The organism is Salipiger sp. IMCC34102, from assembly GCF_004145405.1.
In the GTDB taxonomy this organism is placed as follows: Bacteria; Pseudomonadota; Alphaproteobacteria; order Rhodobacterales; family Rhodobacteraceae; genus Loktanella.
Genome location: NZ_SELQ01000007.1, coordinates 35,484 through 51,629, shown reverse-complemented (window position 1 = coordinate 51,629; position 16,146 = coordinate 35,484). Strand labels below are relative to the sequence as shown.

Annotated in this window: 17 protein-coding genes; 6 read left to right on the top strand and 11 right to left on the bottom strand. The window is 68.5% G+C overall.

Going from position 1 to position 16,146, the window contains the following annotated elements; translation table 11 throughout:
• Positions 1-3 precede the first annotated feature (3 nt).
• From EU805_RS14065 to EU805_RS14055, 3 genes are read left to right on the top strand one after another with little or no spacing between them, the layout of a single operon-like run.
• Entirely contained in the window at positions 4-846 is an 843-nt protein-coding gene (locus EU805_RS14065) for an ABC transporter permease subunit (RefSeq protein ID WP_129764626.1), read from the top strand.
• Positions 846-1,919, top strand: coding sequence for a sn-glycerol-3-phosphate ABC transporter ATP-binding protein UgpC (gene ugpC / locus EU805_RS14060; RefSeq protein WP_129764625.1), 1,074 nt, complete (start codon positions 846-848; stop codon positions 1,917-1,919). Before EU805_RS14065 ends, ugpC begins: the two co-directional genes overlap by 1 nt.
• Positions 1,916-2,902 carry an endonuclease/exonuclease/phosphatase family protein gene (locus tag EU805_RS14055; protein WP_129764624.1) on the top strand — a complete coding sequence of 329 codons (987 nt, stop codon included), beginning with the start codon at positions 1,916-1,918 and terminating at the stop codon, positions 2,900-2,902. The genes ugpC and EU805_RS14055 overlap by 4 nt, the downstream gene beginning before the upstream one ends.
• Before the next feature lie 157 nt (positions 2,903-3,059).
• Here EU805_RS14055 and EU805_RS14050 read toward each other — a convergent pair whose 3' ends face one another.
• From EU805_RS14050 to dapA, 6 genes are all read right to left on the bottom strand, one after another.
• A complete protein-coding gene (locus EU805_RS14050) occupies positions 3,060-4,022 on the bottom strand; it encodes an acetyl-CoA carboxylase carboxyltransferase subunit alpha (protein ID WP_129764623.1) in 963 nt (320 codons plus the stop codon).
• 135 nt (positions 4,023-4,157) lie between these two features.
• Positions 4,158-5,114 (bottom strand): L-malyl-CoA/beta-methylmalyl-CoA lyase, encoded by a 957-nt coding sequence (locus EU805_RS14045; RefSeq protein WP_129764622.1) that lies wholly within the window; start codon positions 5,112-5,114, stop codon positions 4,158-4,160.
• A gap of 118 nt (positions 5,115-5,232) precedes the next feature.
• Positions 5,233-6,417: an amino acid aminotransferase gene (locus EU805_RS14040; RefSeq protein WP_129764621.1), complete on the bottom strand. Its 1,185-nt coding sequence runs from the start codon at positions 6,415-6,417 to the stop codon at positions 5,233-5,235.
• Positions 6,418-6,428: 11 nt separating this feature from the next.
• Positions 6,429-7,292 carry a 3-mercaptopyruvate sulfurtransferase gene (gene sseA / locus EU805_RS14035; RefSeq protein ID WP_129764620.1) on the bottom strand — a complete coding sequence of 288 codons (864 nt, stop codon included), beginning with the start codon at positions 7,290-7,292 and terminating at the stop codon, positions 6,429-6,431.
• Positions 7,293-7,361: 69 nt separating this feature from the next.
• Positions 7,362-7,835, bottom strand: a complete 474-nt coding sequence (smpB, locus tag EU805_RS14030; protein WP_129764619.1) for an SsrA-binding protein SmpB — start codon at positions 7,833-7,835, stop codon at positions 7,362-7,364.
• Positions 7,836-8,071: 236 nt separating this feature from the next.
• Positions 8,072-8,944, bottom strand: coding sequence for a 4-hydroxy-tetrahydrodipicolinate synthase (gene dapA, locus EU805_RS14025; protein WP_129764618.1), 873 nt, complete (start codon positions 8,942-8,944; stop codon positions 8,072-8,074).
• 155 nt (positions 8,945-9,099) lie between these two features.
• Here dapA and EU805_RS14020 point away from each other — a divergent pair, with 155 nt between their 5' ends.
• Positions 9,100-11,271, top strand: a complete 2,172-nt coding sequence (locus EU805_RS14020; RefSeq protein ID WP_129764617.1) for a lytic transglycosylase domain-containing protein — start codon at positions 9,100-9,102, stop codon at positions 11,269-11,271.
• Between the two features lie 105 nt (positions 11,272-11,376).
• On the opposite strand, the gene EU805_RS14015 is transcribed toward EU805_RS14020, so the two are convergent.
• Both EU805_RS14015 and mnmD read right to left on the bottom strand, forming a co-directional pair.
• Positions 11,377-12,261 carry a DMT family transporter gene (locus tag EU805_RS14015; RefSeq protein ID WP_129764616.1) on the bottom strand — a complete coding sequence of 295 codons (885 nt, stop codon included), beginning with the start codon at positions 12,259-12,261 and terminating at the stop codon, positions 11,377-11,379.
• Between the two features lie 4 nt (positions 12,262-12,265).
• A complete protein-coding gene (gene mnmD, locus EU805_RS14010; RefSeq protein WP_129764615.1) occupies positions 12,266-12,931 on the bottom strand; it encodes a tRNA (5-methylaminomethyl-2-thiouridine)(34)-methyltransferase MnmD in 666 nt (221 codons plus the stop codon).
• Positions 12,932-12,980: 49 nt separating this feature from the next.
• Here mnmD and EU805_RS14005 point away from each other — a divergent pair, with 49 nt between their 5' ends.
• Positions 12,981-14,015: an FAD-binding oxidoreductase gene (locus tag EU805_RS14005; protein WP_129764614.1), complete on the top strand. Its 1,035-nt coding sequence runs from the start codon at positions 12,981-12,983 to the stop codon at positions 14,013-14,015.
• Between the two features lie 135 nt (positions 14,016-14,150).
• Here EU805_RS14005 and cobO read toward each other — a convergent pair whose 3' ends face one another.
• From cobO to EU805_RS13990, 3 genes are read right to left on the bottom strand one after another with little or no spacing between them, the layout of a single operon-like run.
• Positions 14,151-14,810, bottom strand: a complete 660-nt coding sequence (cobO, locus tag EU805_RS14000; RefSeq protein WP_255465901.1) for a cob(I)yrinic acid a,c-diamide adenosyltransferase — start codon at positions 14,808-14,810, stop codon at positions 14,151-14,153.
• Positions 14,782-15,507 carry an LrgB family protein gene (locus EU805_RS13995; protein WP_129764612.1) on the bottom strand — a complete coding sequence of 242 codons (726 nt, stop codon included), beginning with the start codon at positions 15,505-15,507 and terminating at the stop codon, positions 14,782-14,784. The genes cobO and EU805_RS13995 overlap by 29 nt, the downstream gene beginning before the upstream one ends.
• Entirely contained in the window at positions 15,504-15,845 is a 342-nt protein-coding gene (locus tag EU805_RS13990) for a CidA/LrgA family protein (protein WP_129764611.1), read from the bottom strand. The genes EU805_RS13995 and EU805_RS13990 overlap by 4 nt, the downstream gene beginning before the upstream one ends.
• A gap of 86 nt (positions 15,846-15,931) precedes the next feature.
• On the opposite strand from EU805_RS13990, the gene EU805_RS17855 reads away from it, so the two are divergent.
• Positions 15,932-16,054 carry a hypothetical protein gene (locus EU805_RS17855; RefSeq protein ID WP_255465899.1) on the top strand — a complete coding sequence of 41 codons (123 nt, stop codon included), beginning with the start codon at positions 15,932-15,934 and terminating at the stop codon, positions 16,052-16,054.
• Positions 16,055-16,146 lie beyond the last annotated feature (92 nt).

Sequence of the window (16,146 nt, the reverse complement as noted above, 5' to 3'; positions counted from 1 at the left end):
ACCATGCAGCAAGTGAAACCCCTCGACCATCTCGTCCTGATCCTGGGCGCGCTCTTCATGGCGCTGCCGGTGATCGTGGCGCTCATGTCCTCGACCCATGCCGCGATCGAGATCCACAGCAATGGACTTTACCTCACCCCCGGCGGCGACGGGGTGGAGACCTACAACAAGGTGCTGACCGCACGCGGCGGCTTCACCGGCGACGTCACCGGTCTGCTGATGCTGGGGAACTCGATGATCATGGGGATCGGGTTCGCGGTGGGCAAGATCGTCCTGTCGATGACCGCGGCCTACGCGCTGGTCTACTTCCGCTTCCGCTTCGCCACGCTGATCTTCTGGGCCATCTTCACCACGCTTCTGCTGCCGCTCGAAGTGCGGATCATGCCGTCCTACCAGGTGATGTCGACGCTGGGGTTGTTGAACAGCTACACCGGCCTCATCGTGCCGCTCCTGGCCTCGGCCACCGGGACCTTCTTCTTCCGCCAGTTCTTCAAGTCCGTCCCGGACGAGTTGCTCGAGGCCGCACGGATCGACGGGGCGGGTCCGTGGAAGTTCTTCGTCGACGTGCTGGTGCCGCTGTCGCGGACGATGATGGCGGCGATCTTCATCATCATGTTCATCTACGGCTGGAACCAGTACCTTTGGCCGCTGATCATGACGACGGACGAATCGTTCTACACCCTGATGCGCGGCATCAAGTCGATCCTCCAGGTCTGGGTCGGCAGCCAGATCCCCGATTACAACGAAGCCTTTGCCCTGGCCGTGCTGGCCATGATCCCGCCCATCATCGTGGTGGTGGTGTTCCAGCGCATGTTCATCAAGGGCCTGACGGAAAGCGATAAATAATGGCAACGGTAACTCTTTCGAACGTCGGCAAGACCTACGCGGGCGGCGTCGACGCCGTGCGGGGCGTGGACGTCGAGATCAAGGACGGCGAGTTCGTCGTGCTGGTCGGCCCCTCGGGCTGCGGCAAGTCCACGATGCTGCGCATGGTCGCCGGCCTGGAGGACGTGACCCGGGGCGAGGTGCGCATCGGCGACCGGGTGGTCAACACGCTCGACCCCGCCGATCGCGACATCGCCATGGTGTTCCAGAACTACGCGCTCTACCCGCACATGAGCGTGCGCGACAACATGGCCTACGGGCTGAAGAACCGCCGCACGCCCAAGGACGAGATCACCCGGCGCGTGGACGAGGCCGCGCGGATGCTAGAACTGGCCCCCTACCTCGACCGCAAGCCGCGCGCGCTCTCGGGCGGCCAGCGCCAGCGGGTCGCGATGGGCCGGGCCATCGTGCGCCAGCCCTCGGCGTTCCTGTTCGACGAGCCGCTGTCGAACCTCGACGCCAAGCTGCGCGTGTCGATGCGCGGCGAAATCCGGCGCCTTCAGAAGCGGCTGGCCACCACGTCGCTCTACGTCACCCACGACCAGCTCGAGGCGATGACCCTGGCCGACCGGCTGATCGTCCTGCGCGATGGCGCGGTCGAGCAGGTCGGCGCCCCGCTCGAGGTGTATCGCCGTCCGGCGTCGGCCTTCGTCGCGGCCTTCATCGGTTCCCCCGCGATGACCCTTCTGGACGCTCGGGTGAGCGACGGGCAGGCTTTGGTCGGAGATCATGTCGTGGCCCCCGCCGCCGTTCCCGCGGGCGAGGTGACGCTGGGACTCCGGCCCGAGGATCTGCGCATCACCCGCGACGGCCCCCTGCCGATGCGGGTCGATTATATCGAGGAACTCGGCGCGCAGCGCATCGTCCACGGGTTCGTCGACGGCCAGAAGATCGCCGTGACCGAAACCGGGGCGGAGTCGCTGCCGGCCGATCTGCGGTTGTCCGTCGATCCCGGGGCGCTGCACCTCTTCGACGTGAAGACCGGACGCCGCCTGCCGCAGACCGTCACCCGGCCAGAGGCGGTGCCCGCGTGATACGCGACACTCTCGCGACACTGCCCGCCCCGACCGCCGCACAGCGCGACATCGCTGGGCTTGCGCGCGACGTGGCGACCCACGATGCCCATGCCGCCGAAGTGGCGGCCCTGAATGCCATCGAGCTGCGGCAGGGACCCACAACCGCGCCGCTTGCCGTGCCGTTCAGGGTCGGGGCCTGGAACCTCGAACGCTGTCTCTTCCCCGGCGCGGCGGCCGCGCACGCCCGTGATTGCGACGTGCTGCTGCTGTCCGAGATGGACTGCGGCATGGCCCGCACCGCCCAGGTTCACACCACGGCAGAGGTCGCAGCGCCGCTTGGCATGGGTCATGCCTATGCGGTGGAGTTCGTGGAAACCGGCCTCGGGTCACCGGGCGAGCGGAAATTCTGCACCGATCAGCACAACGAGATGGGCCTTCACGGCAACGCGGTCCTGGCGCGCACGACGCTGGCGGCGCCGTTCGCGCTTCGCCTGCACGGGCACCGCCAGTGGTTTGGCGACGCGGAGCAGCCCCGGCTTGGCGAGCGCATAGCGATCGGCGCGCGGATCGAGACCGCCGCGGGACCTCTGCTGGTCGTCGCGGTGCACCTGGAAAGCGCAAGTTCCGCCGCCCACCGCCAAGCGCAGGTCGGCGGCCTGATCGACACGCTCGACACGGCATTCCCCGGCCTGCCGGTGCTGATCGGCGGCGATCTGAACACCGGCAACCACGCGGGCGGCGACTGGCGGGCGGAGGGGCTTTTCGCGCTCGCCGAAGCCGCGGGTTTCACCCGCCATGGCGGAGACGAAGAGACACCCACCACGCGGCCCAGCCTTATTACCCGCTGGCCGGAGCGGGCGATGAAACTCGATTGGTTCTTGGCCCGCGGCGTCACCTTGGGTCCGGTGGAGATCCGTCCGTCACTGGCGCCCGATGGCACGCCGCTGTCCGATCACGACATGATCGTGGCGGATATTCTCGGTCTGAGCTCGGTCGGATAAAGCCCGTTTCGGGCACGGATCGCCCCGTGACCGACAGACATGCGCCGTTGAATGCCGCGTCGTTGGTCGATGTGCGTTCAGAAGGCGGAGGGTAGGACCTTTAGGCGTAGGAGCCGCCGTCACCCGCCGCTCATGGGTCGGCCAAGCGCCGAGATTGTCAGGCGGCGAGACCCTTCTTGCCGAGGTCGAGGTACTTCTGACGACGACCCGACATGATCTTCTCGGGCGCGACGCCGTCGAAGGAGGCGAGAAGCTCCTTGATCGCCTCTCCCACCGCGCGGATCGTGGCATCGGGGGCGCGGTGGGCGCCGCCCAGGGGTTCCTGCACGATCCGGTCGCAAACCCCGAGTTCGTGCAGGTTCTGCGCGGTCAGTCGCAAGGCGGCCGCGGCCTCCTGCGTCTTGGAAGGATCCTTCCACAGGATCGAGGCGCAGCCTTCGGGAGAAATCACCGAGTAGATCGAATGTTCCAGCATCGCGACCCGGTCGGCGGTGGCGAAGGCCACGGCCCCGCCGGAGCCGCCTTCGCCGATCACCACCGAGATCAGCGGAACCTTGAGATCCAGGCAGGCCTCGGTCGACCGGGCGATCGCCTCGGACTGGCCACGCTCCTCCGCGCCCTTGCCGGGGTAGGCGCCGGGGGTGTCGACCAGCGTGACCACCGGCAGGTCGAAGCGGTCGGCCAGTTTCATCAGGCGGATCGCCTTGCGGTAGCCTTCGGGACGCGCCATGCCGAAGTTGTGGGCAATGCGACTTTTGGTGTCGTTCCCCTTCTCGTGACCGATGACCATGACGGGGCGTCCGTCCAGCCGGGCGAGGCCGCCCATCACCGCGTGGTCGTCGGCGAAGTTGCGGTCGCCTGCCAATGGTGTGAATTCACCGAAGAGCGCCTCGATGTAGTCGCGGCAATGGGGGCGTTCGGGGTGGCGCGCGACCAGCGTCTTCCGCCAGGGCGACAGGCTGCCGTAAAGCTGCTTGAGCAGGTCGGCGGCCTTTCGGTCTAGGGCCTTCGCCTCCTTCTCGACGTCCATGCCCTCGTTGTCGCGGGCCATGGCGCGCAACTCCTCGGCCTTGCCCTCGATTTCCGCGAGCGGTTTTTCGAAATCGAGATATTGCGTCATGAGAAGCCCCTTTTGCGTCCCGTCCGATATATGCGGGCGAGGGCAGGGGATGCAATGGTGAGGCCGTCCAGGGATCGTCCTATGGACGATCCCAGGCACAAGCGGGCGGAGCCCCTCCAAGAAGCGAGTAGGGCTTTAGCCCGCGATCATCTCTGACTGTTTTACTATGACCTCGGCCTGCTTGATCGACGCGATGTCCACGAGGCGTCCCTTGTAGACCGTGGCCCCTTCGCCCTTGGCCTTGGCGTCCTCCATCGCGGCGAGGATCTCTCGCGCCTCGGCCACGGCGGCGTCGGAGGGGGTGAAGACCGCGTTGGCCAGCGCGATCTGGCGGGGGTGGATCGCCCATTTGCCGACCATCCCCAGCGTGGCGCTGCGGCGGGCCTGCGCGCGGTAGCCTTCGTCGTCGCTGAAATCGCCGAAGGGGCCGTCCACGGGCAGGATGCCGTGGGTGCGGCAGGCGGCGACGATGGCGGTCTGCGCCCAGTGCCAGGGGTCCGAGTAATGCCGCGCCTCGCCGTGGAGCATATAGTAATTCTCCTGCGTGCCACCGATGCCGGTGGTCTGCATCCCCATGGAGGCCGCGTAGTCGGCGGCGCCCAGGCTCATCGCCTGCATCCGGGGCGAGGCGGCGGCGATCTCGTTGACGTGGGCGAGACCGGCGGCGGATTCGATGATGACCTCGAAGCCGATCTTCTTGGTGCGGCCCCTGGCGGTCTCGATCGCGGTGACCAGCGCATCGACGGCGTAGACGTCGGCGACATTGCCGACCTTCGGGATCATGATGAGGTCGAGCCGTTCGTCCGCCTGCTCCAGCAGGTCGACCACGTCACGATACCAGAACGGCGTGTCGAGCGAGTTGATCCGCACCGACAGCGTCTTCGTCCCCCAGTCGTGCGCGCCGATGGCCTCGATCACGTTGGCCCGCGCGGCGTCCTTGTCACCCGGCGAGACGCTGTCCTCGAGGTCGAGGTTGATCACGTCGGCCTCCGACGCGGCCATCTTGGCGAAGAGCTTGGTATTCGACCCCGGTCCGAAAAGCTGACAGCGGTTCGGCCGGGCCGGTGGCGTCGGTTGCAGGCGGAAAGACATGGGCGAGACACTTTATTTCGTTTCTGTCACCCATCGGCATAGATTGATGCGCGGCCGCGCACAAGTCCTGCACGGCCGGAACGCGGCGTCGGTCACAAGGATGCGCGCCTGCGCGGTGTCACACGCCTGCGTCGACGATCGCCTGCGCCAGAAGCGGCACGGTCTTCGCGTTCAGCCCCGCGATGTTCATGCGGCTGTCGCCGACCATGTAGATGCCGTTCTCCCGCCGCATCGCCTCAACCTCGTCCGGGGAGGCGCCGATCCGGCTGAACATGCCCCGGTGCCGCGCGATGAAGTCGAAGCGGTCGTCGTTGGACCGCTGCCGCAACTCGTCCGCCAGTTGCTGGCGCAGGGCCAGCATGGTGTTGCGGGTCTCTTCCAGTTCGGCCTCCCAGTCGGCACGCAGCTCGGGGTCGGTGAGGATCGTCGTCACCACCCGTGCGCCGTGGTCTGGCGGGAAGGAGTAGTTCTGACGGTTCAGGAAGTTCAGGTTCGCCTGAGTCAGCTTGGCCTCGTCGGCGTCGCGGGCAATCCCCATGAGGATGCCAGTCCGCTCGCGGTAGACGCCAAAGTTCTTCGAACAGCTCGCGGCAATGAGCACGTTGTCGAAGGCGCCCGCCACCTTTCGGGTCGCCTGCGCATCCTGGTCCAGCCCGTCGCCGAACCCCTGGTAGGCGATGTCGACCAGAGGCACCGCGCCACGCTCCTTCACGGTGGCGATGATCCGGTCCCACTGGTCCGCCGTGGGGTTTGCCCCGGTGGGATTGTGGCAGCAGCCGTGCAGCAGGACGACGTCGCCTTCCGCCACGGTGCCCAGATCCGCGATCATGCCGTCGAAATCGACGCCACGGGTGCCTTCGTCGAAGTAGCGGTATTCCTGCATCTTCATGCCGAGGAATTTCACGATCGACGGATGGTTCGGCCAGGTCGGGTTCGACAGCCAGACGGTGGCCCCGGGCGAGGCGATGCGGATGAGTTCCAGCGCCTGGCGGATCGCGCCGGTCCCGCCGGGGGTCGCGATGGCGGCGATACGGTCGCGCGCCACGGTCTCGCCCAGCACCAGGTCGATCATCGCGTCCGCGAAGGCGGGATCGCCGGCGAGTCCCGTGTAGGCCTTGGTCGATTGATCGGCGACGATCCGGCGCTCGGCTTCCTTCACAGCGCGCATGACGGGGGTGTTGCCATGCTCGTCCTTGTAGACGCCCACGCCAAGGTCGACCTTGGTGTCGCGCGGATCCTCGCGGTAGGCGGCCATGAGCGACAGGATCTTGTCAGCGGGCTGGGCTTTGAGCGTCTCGAACATCAGGGGACCTTTCAGGTGGCGGGGCCGGTGGCGATGGGCAGGTCGGGGTACATGCCCCATTCGGACCAGGACCCGTCGTAGAGCGCGTGGTCGGTCTTGCCGATCCGCTCCAGCGCGAGGTTGATGATCGCGGCGGTGACGCCCGATCCGCAGGTGGTGATGACCGGCTTGGACAGATCCGCGCCGGCGGCGTCGAAGGCGGCGCGCAGGCCCGCCTCGTCCTTCATCGTGCCATCCGCGTTCAGAAGCTGTGCGAAGGGCAGGTTGCGGGCGCCCGGAATGTGGCCGCTGCGCAGCCCGGGCCGCGGCTCCGCCACCTCCCCCGCGAAACGCGCGGCGCCGCGGGCATCGAGGATCGTATGATCGTCGAGCTTGGCCGCGCGGGCGACCTGCGTCACGTCGCGCACCAGCTGGTTCTGCCGGCTGACGGTCATGTGGCGGTCGCGGATGACGGGGGGCAGGTCCTCGATCGCGCCGCCCGCGGCTTCCCATGCGGGCAGGCCGCCGTCCAGCACGGCGACGTCGCGCTTGCCCATCAGTCGGAACAGCCACCAGACGCGTGCCGCCGAGAAGATCCCCTGGCTGTCGTAAACCACCACCTGATGTCCGTCGCCCACGCCCATCGCGCGCAGGCGGGACATGAACTTTTCGACCTCGGGGACCATGTGGGGCAGCTCGGAGCGCGCGTCGGCGATGTCGTCGATGTCGAAGAAGCGCGCGCCCGGAATATGGCGGCTCTCGTACTCGGACCGGGCATCGCGGCCCGCGTCCGGCATGTGCCAGCTGGCGTCGAGCACGCGCATGTCGGGATCTCGCAGATGCGTCTTCAGCCAGTCCGCGCTGACGAGGGTTCTGGGGTCGTCGGGATGCGCCATGCCGGGGCTCCTTCACGGCTGGAAAACCGCCTCAGCCGGTACCCCAAGTGCCGCACGGGCGCAAGCGGGTCAGGTGTCGTGGCGCAGCAGGCGCTGCTTCTGGCGGGCCCAGTCGCGCTTGGCGTCGGACTGGCGCTTGTCGTGGTTCTTCTTGCCCTTGGCGGTCGCGATCTTCAGCTTCACCAACCCGCGGTCGTTGAAGTACATCACCAGCGGGACCAGGGTCATGCCTTCGCGCTTGGTGGCGTTCCAAAGGCGCGACAACTCCCGGCGGCTGACCAGCAGCTTGCGCTTGGCGCGCGCCTCGTGGCCGAACATCGCCTGTTCGTAGGGCGCGATATAGGCGTTCGTCAGCCACAGCTCTCCATCGTCGACGGAGGCGTAGCTGTCGGCGATATTCGACTGCCCGGTCCGGAGCGACTTCACCTCGGAGCCTTGCAGGATGATCCCGACCTCCAGGTCGTCCTCGATCGCGTAGTCGTAGCGCGCGCGCCGGTTCTCGGCGATCACCTTGTAGTTCTTGTTCTCGGGTTTCTTGGCCATTCCGCCCAAATAGGCCTGTCCTTCCCACGGGGCAAGCCCGCGGGACGCGCACACCTGCGTCGCTTCTTGCCGAAATACTCCGGGGGAGGCGCGCCGGCGCCGGGGGCAGAGCCCCCCGACCCGGCCTGGACCCACCAGTCCCGCAGGACGCATCGCCGGAGGGATCTTCATCTGGCCGGATAAACTCCGGGGGAGCCCGGCACGGGCGGGGGCAGAGCCCCCTGCGCGGCCGGTCTCTAGTTCATCAGCCCCGCATGACGCATCGCCGCCCGCATCTTTTCCCTCGTGGCCTCCGTCAGCTCGACCAGGGGCGAGCGGACGTCGGCCGTGCAGAGCCCCAGTTCGGCCATGCCGAACTTGGCCCCCACCAGGCCCGGTTCGGTGAAGATCGCCTCGTGCAGCGGCATCAGCCGATCCGTGATCTCCAGCGCGGTGGCGAAATCGCCCGAGAGCGTCGCCTCCTGCATCTGCGCGCAGAGCTTCGGCGCCACGTTCGCGGTGACGGAGATGCAGCCCACACCGCCGTGGGCGTTGAACCCCAGCGCCGTCGCGTCCTCGCCCGAAAGCTGCACGAAGCCCGACTCCGCCGTCATCCGCGTCTTGGGCACGCGCGAAAGGTCGCCCGTCGCGTCCTTCACCCCCACGATCTGCGGGTGTTTCGACAACTCGGCCATGGTGGCCACGCTCATGTCCACGACCGAGCGTCCGGGGATGTTGTAGATCACGATCGGCAGCCCGCAGTCGGCGGCGGCGGTGAAATGAGCGATCAACCCCGCCTGCGTGGGCTTGTTGTAATAGGGGGTCACGACGAGGGCCGCGTCGGCCCCGGCGTCCTTGGCCGCGCGCACCAGCCGCACCGTCTCGGCGGTGTTGTTGGATCCCGCACCCGCGATGACGGGGATCCGGCCTGCCGCCTGCTCGACCACGGTGCGCACCACGAGGTCGTGCTCGTCGTGGGTCAACGTGGGGCTTTCGCCGGTCGTGCCGACGGGGACGAGGCCGTGGGTGCCTTGCTCCACGTGCCAGTCCACCAGCGCCTTCAGCGTCTTCAGGTCCACCGATCCGTCGCGAAACGGGGTGACGAGGGCAACGTAAGAGCCTTTGAACATGGGATCGGTCCTGAAGAAGGGGGCCGCGCGCGCGGCGTCGGCGAAATCGCGCGGACCCTAGACGGGATCGGGCGCGATGCCAAGAATGTGCTTTGCGGCTCGGGGCAGGGTTTGCATACTGGCCGCGCCCCATCCTGACCGATCCGAGACCTGCCATGATGTTCAAGCGCCTTCTTGCCGCCACGATGATCCTTGCCACGACGGGACCGCTCTGCGCGCAGACCGTGACCGCCGACGACGTGCGCGCCGTGCGTCTGGCTAAGGACCGCGACTACGCCCCTGCCTACGCGGCGGCGGGCGCGAGCGATGCGGCCATGACCGACCTGGTCACCTGGCAGAAGCTGCGCTTCGGCGACGCGCCTTTTGCCGAGTACCTGGACTTCGCGGAAGACCGTCCCGATTGGCCCGGTCAGGACGTGCTGCGCGCCGCGGGCGAACAGGTGATCCCGCGCGGCCACGACCCTCGGGAGGTCATCGGCTGGTTCGGCGACGACGCCCCCCTGACCGGCGAAGGAGCCCTGCGCCTCGCACAGGCGCTGGAGGCCGTGGGCGAGGATGCGCGCGCCCGAGAGGTCGTGCGCACCGCCTGGCTGACCCTGTCGCTGTCGTCTACCAGCGAAGCCGCCTTGCTGGCCGCTTACGAAGACGATCTGTCGGACCTGCACGCCGCGCGGACAGACGCGCTGCTGTTTCGCTGGCGTACCTCCGACGCAGAGCGGATGCGCCCGCTTCTGGACGCGGGCCAGCAGGCCCTTCTGACCGCGCGCACCCGCCTGATCCGCGACGAGGGCGGTCTTGACGCGGGGATCGAGGCCGTGCCGGACGCGCTGCAATCGACGCCTGGGTTGATGTACGACCGCTACAGCTGGGCGGCGGAGCGGGGCCGCCGCGAGCAGGCGATCGGCATCCTGCTGGCCCAATCCACCAGCGCCGAGGCCCTGGGCGATCCGTTCCGCTGGTCGGGATGGCGCCGCACCCTGGCCCGGTCCGAGATGCGCGAGGGCGATCCGGCCCGCGCCTACCGGATCGCCTCGACCCACTTCATGCAGCCGCAGGACGGTTACAATTATTCCGACCTTGAGTGGCTGTCGGGCTATCTCGCGCTGACCTATCTGGACGACGCCGAACTGGCGCTCGCGCATTTCGACACCTTCGCCGCCGCTGTCGATACGCCGATCAGCGACGGTCGGGCGGGGTACTGGCAGGGCCGCGCGCTCGAAGCATTGGGCCGGACCGAGGACGCCGAGGATGCCTACCTGCGCGCGGGTGTCCATCAGACCAGTTTCTACGGATTGCTGGCCGCGGACCGCATGGGGCTCGACCTCGACCCCGCCCTCGTGGGCGCCGAGGAGGGGCTGGACTGGCAATCCTCCGAGATCATCGAATCGGACCTCGTCCGCGTGGCCTTCGCGCTGATCGAGGCAGGCCAGCGCGGCAAGGCGGGAGCCTTCGTCGATGCCCTGGGCGAGACGCTCGAGGCCCCTGACATCGCCCGGGTCGGCCATGCCTTCACCGCCGCCGATCATACCCAGATGACCGTCCTGCTGGGCAAATCCGCCGCGGCGCGCGGGATCATCGTGCCGTCCGCCTACTTCCCGCTGCATCCGGTGGCGGATCTGGACCTGCCGGTCCCGCCGGAGCTGACGCTCGCCATCTCGCGTCGTGAATCCGAGTTCTACTACGGCGCGGGCAGCCCCGTCGGCGCGCAGGGCCTGATGCAGCTCATGCCCGCCACGGCGCGGGAGGTCTCTGGCCAGCTTGGCCTGTCCTACGCCAAGGCCAAGCTGACCGCGGACTGGCGCTACAACGCGCGGCTGGGGGCGGCCTACCTCGCCGGTCTGCGCGACCGGTTCGGCGACAGCCCGGTGCAGATCGCGGCTGGCTACAACGCCGGCCCAGGCCGTCCCGCGATCTGGATGCGCGAGCGCGGCGATCCCCGCACCTCCGAGACGGATATCGTCGACTGGATCGAGCACATCCCCTTCCGCGAGACCCGCAACTACGTCCAGCGCGTGACGGAATCGCTGCCGGTCTACCGCGCCCGCCTGTCGGGCAACACGGGCCGCATCGATTTCCTGGCCGAGATCACCGGCACCACCGCCGCCGTCCGGCCGCGGCTGAACGCCGACGGCTCGCTCGAGCAGCCGGTGCCGACGGAGGAGATCCTGGCCGCACCGCGTCCCGAGGCCCGCCCCGCCGTGCTGGCGCCCGAGGCGCGGGTCGGCACCTCCAGCGTCGACCCCGAGCTGGCAGAGAACGTGGTGATCCCGGAAGGCTCGGCCCCCGACAGCAGCCTGCGCCCGGTGCCGCGCCCCGCGGGAAGCTGACGCGACGCGGATACCCCTCGGAAGGCGATCAGGGGGGCGTCTTTGGCGCCATCACCCGATGATGCGCCTTGGCGGCAGATCCACGGCCTGCGGCCCCGGGGTGGCTCAAAGCTTGGCGCGAGGGCGCGCCTTCCGCGCGCTGCGCAACAGGGTGAACACGCCCGCCGCGACGACGATGCCCGCGCCGAGGGCGACGTGCAGTTCCAGCACCTCGCCGAAGACCGTCAACCCGATGATGCTCGCGAAGACCAGTTGCAGGTAGGCGAAGGGTTGCACGGCGCTGGCCTCGGCCACCTCGTAGGTCTTGATCAGCAGCCAGTGGCCCGCGACGCCCGTCACGCAGAGGATTCCCATCAACCCCCAGTCAGCGGCCGTCATCGGCTCCCAGAACCAGGCGCCGATCGCCGTAGCCCCGACGGCCCCCGCGACGCCGGTGTAGAAGAAGCTGGTCGCCGCCGTGTCGAGCCGGGCCACGTGACGGGTCAGCAGGCCGTAGAGCGCGAACATGAAGGCCGCCAGCAACGGGATCGCGGCGGCGGGGGCAAAAACTGTCACGCCGGGCTGCAGGATCACCAGGACGCCCAGGAAGCCCACCCCGATGGCGATCCAGCGCTTCGGTCCAACGCCTTCGCCCAGCACCGGGCCGGAAAGGGCCGCGATCAGCAGCGGGTAGCAGGCGAAGACCGCGTGACTTTCCACCAGCCCGAGAAGGACGAAGCCGTAGACCATCACGCAGATCTCGGACACCAGCAGCAGGCCGCGCAGGATCTGCACCCGCGGCTGGGCCGTCCGCGCCGCCGCGCGCACCGATCCGCCCTGCGCCTTGGCCAGCGCCATGACGAAGGCCGCGAAGAACCAGTAGCGGATCATCACGACCATCATCACGTTGTAGTCGGAGGCGAGGTGCCGGCTCAGCCCGTCCTGGGCCGCGAAGATGAAGGTGGTTGCCGTCATCAGCCCGATGCCCAGGCGCGTGTTCGAGGATTGCATCGCCTCAGCCTTTCGTCCCGGTCGTCATGTGCCGCTTGCGTCCGTAGCCGGGGCGGCGGGTGACGTCGAACCCGGCCTCGCTCAAGGCGGCGCGCACGTGCCCCGCGGCGGTATAGGTCGCGAAGGTACCGCCCGGACGCGTTCTGGCGCCCACGCACCCCAGCACAGCGTCGGTCCACATGGCGGGGTTGCGCGCCGGCGAGAACCCGTCGAGGAACCAGGCATCGACCGTTCCCTTCCACGAGGGCAGGGTCTCTCCCACGTCGCCGATGACGACGCGCAGATCGAAATCGGGGCCCGTCAGGGCGCGCACGTCCTCCACGTCCAGGATCTCCCGTGCGACCCCCTCGAAGGGGGCCAGCGCGCGCGCCCGGTCGGTCCGCGTCATCGGGTGCAGCTCGAAGCTGGTGAAGCGCAACCGTCCCGGCACCCGCGCCGCCCGCCACGCCGCCAGGGTGCAAAGGAAGTTCAGCCCGGTCCCGAAGCCCAGTTCCGCGATGTGGAACCCCTCCCGGAACCGGGCGGGCAAATCGTTGCCCTCCAGAAAGACATGCGCCGTCTCGGCCGCGCCACCGTTGAGCGAGTAATAGGGATCGTCGAACAGGGTCGAGACCGGCACCGGTCCGGCCTCCGTCTCCTTCCACGTGACTTTTGCGCTCTGGTCGCTCATCCGGTTCTGCCTTAGGCCGACGTGCAACCTGTGACGACCGGAGGCCGCGATGACAAGAGACGTGACGATCCGCGGGGCGGGGATCTTCGGCCTGTCCGTCGCCTGGGCTTGCGTGCAAGGCGGCGCGCGGGTGAAGATCGTCGATCCCGCGGGCGTGGCGGCAGGCGCCTCCGGCGGGATCGTCGGCGCGCTGGCGCCGCATGTGCCGGACCAGTGGAACGCCAAGAAGGCCTTTCAGCTCGACAGCCTGCTGGCCGCGCAGGACTTCTGGGCAGGGATCGAGGCCGCCGCCGGGCGCCCCACCGGCTATACCCGTGCGGGCCGCCTGCAGCCGCTCGCCGACGAGGCCGCCGTCGCACTCGCCCGCGCGCGGGAGGCCGGCGCCCGCGAAGTGTGGAAAGGACGGGCGACCTGGCGCGTCGCGGGCGAGCCCGCCTCCGCCCTTGTGCCCGACAGCCCCAGCGGTCTTTGGGTGGTGGACACGCTCTCCGCCCACCTGCACCCGCGCCAGGCCTGCACCGCCCTGGCCGCGGCGCTGGAGGCAAAGGGCGTGCGCATCCTGCCCGAGGGGGCGGACGAAGGCGCTGTCGTCTGGGCCACTGGCTGGCAGGGACTGGAGGAGATGACCGCGCGACACGTTCGCCTCGTCGGCACCGGCGTGAAGGGCCAGGCGGCGCTGCTCGGGCATGCCGCTCCGGGTGTGCCGCAGGTCTTTGCGAACGGCGTGCACGTCATCCCGCACCTCGACGGCACCACCGCCGTAGGCTCCACCACCGAGCGCACGTTCGAAGCCCCCGATACGACAGATGCCCAGCTCGACACCGTGATCGCAGCCGCCCGCGCGGCCGTTCCCGCCCTGGCCGATGCGCCCGTCCTCGAACGCTGGGCGGGTGTCCGTCCACGCAGCCGCAGCCGGGCGCCGATGCTCGGACCGCATCCCTTCCGCCCCGGCCACTACCTCGCCAACGGAGGGTTCAAGATCGGCTTCGGCATGGCTCCCGGCGTGGCTGGCGCCATGGCCGACCTCATTCTGACCGGCGTCGACCGCATCCCCGGCGACTTCCACCCCGAGCGGTGCCTCTGAGACGGATCCGCATTCTTCTGGCCGGAAATATCCCGGGGGGAGGCCCGCGGGGCCGGGGGGCTGGCCCCCCTTGCCCGGTACATCAAGCGGCGCGCCGCTTGACTTCGGGATTTGCACGAAAGGCCGTCGCCCCGCTCAGAACTCCACGCCGACCTGCGCCTTGATCCCGGACCGGAATGGATGTTTCACCAGTTCCATCTCGGTCACGAGGTCGGCGTATTCGATCAGGTCGTCGTGCGCGTTGCGCCCGGTCAGGACGACATGCGTCATGGCGGGCTTTTCGGCCCTTAGGAAGGCGATCACCTCGGCCACGTCGACATATTCGTAACGCAGCGCGATGTTGATCTCGTCGAGCAGCACCATCCGGTTGCTTTCGTCGCGGATCAGGTCCTTGGCCTTGGCCCAGGCGGCCTGCGCCATCTCGATGTCGCGGGACTTGTCCTGGGTTTCCCAGGTGAAGCCTTCGCCCATGGTGTGGAAGGCGCAGATGTCCGGGAACTTCGACAGGATGAGGTCGCGTTCCCCGGTTGACATGCCGCCCTTGATGAATTGCACCACGGCGCAGGGCATGTCGTGGGCGATGCACCGGAAGATCATCCCGAAGGCGGCGGAGGACTTGCCCTTGCCTTTGCCGGTATGGACGATGACGAGGCCTTTCTCGTCCGTCTTGGTGGCCATGATCTTGTCGCGGGCGGCCTTTTTCTTGGCCATCTTCGCGTTGTGGCGGTCGGTGTCGTCGGTCATCGGGCGGTCCTCCTGTGCCTCATCAGTAGGGGGCGACCAGCAGCGGCGCAAGCAAGGGCGCGATCAGCGCGGTCAGAAGGGCGTTGAGCCCCATGCCGATGCCCGCGAAGGCCCCCGCCGTCTCGTTCACCTGGAAGGCCCGCGCGGTGCCGATCCCGTGGCTCGCGACCCCCATGGCGAAGCCGCGCGCGCGATAGTCGGTGATTCCCAGGGCGTTGAAGATCGGCGTGCCGATGATCGCCCCCGTGACCCCGGTGACGATTACCAGCACCGCCGTCAGCGCGGGCTGGCCGCCCAGCGCTTCGGTGATGCCGATGGCGACGGGGGCGGTGACGGACTTCGGAACGAGGCTCAGCAGCGTCTCGGGTGCGACGCCCGCCATCCGGGCGATCGCCACGGCCGAGACCATGGCCGTCCCGGCCCCGACGGCGAGGGCGGCCAGCATGGGCAGCAGGGACCGGCGGATGAGGGCCAGGTTGGCGTGCAGCGGCACCGCCAGCGCCACGGTCGCGGGACCCAGCATGAAGTGGACGAATTGCGCCCCCTCGAAATAGGTCTCGTAGGCGGTGCCCGTCGCCGTCAGCACCACGGCAAGGATCGCCACCGCCAGCAGGACCGGGTTCACGAGTGGCCTGCGCCCGCTCGCACGGAAGGCCCAGTCGCCTATCCCGTAGGCGACCAGCGTCAAGGTCAGCCAGATCAGGGGCCCCTGGCTGAGGTAGATCCAGATCTCGGCCACGTCGGTCATCGGCCCAACACCTTTGCGACGGCGAGGAACGTATAGACCCCCGCGACGATGGCGATCGCGGTGGAGCCCGCAATCGCCAGCGCCAGCCCCGGCCCGTCCGCCCCGAGACGGTCGAGCTGTCCCACGACGCCGACGCCCGCCGGTACGAAGAGCAACGACAGATGGGCCAGCAACCCCTGGGCCGTGGTGGCGATGGCCGACAGGCGCGGCACGATCAGCATCGATACGAACAACAGCGCCATGCCCAGCACCGGACCGGGGAGCGGCAGCCCGGCGCCGCGGCTGATCGCCTCGCCCAGAAGTTGAAAGGTCAGCAGGACGGTCAGATGCGCGATCATGGGCGGCCTCGATATCCGGGAATTGTGGCGCGCGGGAAACGGTCCGCACCATCTCGTGACGTTTTGTAACATTTGTGTGGAACGAAATGTCGCATCAAGCGATTGGTCAGCACAACAACATAGAGCAGAAAGCCCAAACGATGCGCCTCTTCGTCTTGTCCATCTTCGCCGTCTACCTCGGCACCGCGGCCCTCGCCGTCGGCATGTGACGCCCCGGGGGCGGCCTGCTGCTGGCGCGCGCCCGCAGGCGTCCCCGCTCTTGTCCAGATACTCGGATCGCAGGCCCTGACCGCAGGGCCGA

Excerpts from the sequence above, each read along its gene's own strand:
- EU805_RS14065 (WP_129764626.1), top strand. The coding sequence starts at position 4 with ATGCAGCAAGTGAAACCCCTCGACCATCTCGTCCTGATCCTGGGCGCG.
- ugpC (WP_129764625.1), top strand. The coding sequence starts at position 846 with ATGGCAACGGTAACTCTTTCGAACGTCGGCAAGACCTACGCGGGCGGC.
- EU805_RS14050 (WP_129764623.1), bottom strand. The coding sequence starts at position 4,022 with ATGACGCAATATCTCGATTTCGAAAAACCGCTCGCGGAAATCGAGGGC.
- EU805_RS14045 (WP_129764622.1), bottom strand. The coding sequence starts at position 5,114 with ATGTCTTTCCGCCTGCAACCGACGCCACCGGCCCGGCCGAACCGCTGT.
- EU805_RS14040 (WP_129764621.1), bottom strand. The coding sequence starts at position 6,417 with ATGTTCGAGACGCTCAAAGCCCAGCCCGCTGACAAGATCCTGTCGCTC.
- sseA (WP_129764620.1), bottom strand. The coding sequence starts at position 7,292 with ATGGCGCATCCCGACGACCCCAGAACCCTCGTCAGCGCGGACTGGCTG.
- smpB (WP_129764619.1), bottom strand. The coding sequence starts at position 7,835 with ATGGCCAAGAAACCCGAGAACAAGAACTACAAGGTGATCGCCGAGAAC.
- dapA (WP_129764618.1), bottom strand. The coding sequence starts at position 8,944 with ATGTTCAAAGGCTCTTACGTTGCCCTCGTCACCCCGTTTCGCGACGGA.
- EU805_RS14020 (WP_129764617.1), top strand. The coding sequence starts at position 9,100 with ATGATGTTCAAGCGCCTTCTTGCCGCCACGATGATCCTTGCCACGACG.
- EU805_RS14015 (WP_129764616.1), bottom strand. The coding sequence starts at position 12,261 with ATGCAATCCTCGAACACGCGCCTGGGCATCGGGCTGATGACGGCAACC.
- mnmD (WP_129764615.1), bottom strand. The coding sequence starts at position 12,931 with ATGAGCGACCAGAGCGCAAAAGTCACGTGGAAGGAGACGGAGGCCGGA.
- EU805_RS14005 (WP_129764614.1), top strand. The coding sequence starts at position 12,981 with ATGACAAGAGACGTGACGATCCGCGGGGCGGGGATCTTCGGCCTGTCC.
- EU805_RS13995 (WP_129764612.1), bottom strand. The coding sequence starts at position 15,507 with ATGACCGACGTGGCCGAGATCTGGATCTACCTCAGCCAGGGGCCCCTG.
- EU805_RS13990 (WP_129764611.1), bottom strand. The coding sequence starts at position 15,845 with ATGATCGCGCATCTGACCGTCCTGCTGACCTTTCAACTTCTGGGCGAG.
- EU805_RS17855 (WP_255465899.1), top strand. The coding sequence starts at position 15,932 with ATGTCGCATCAAGCGATTGGTCAGCACAACAACATAGAGCAGAAAGCC.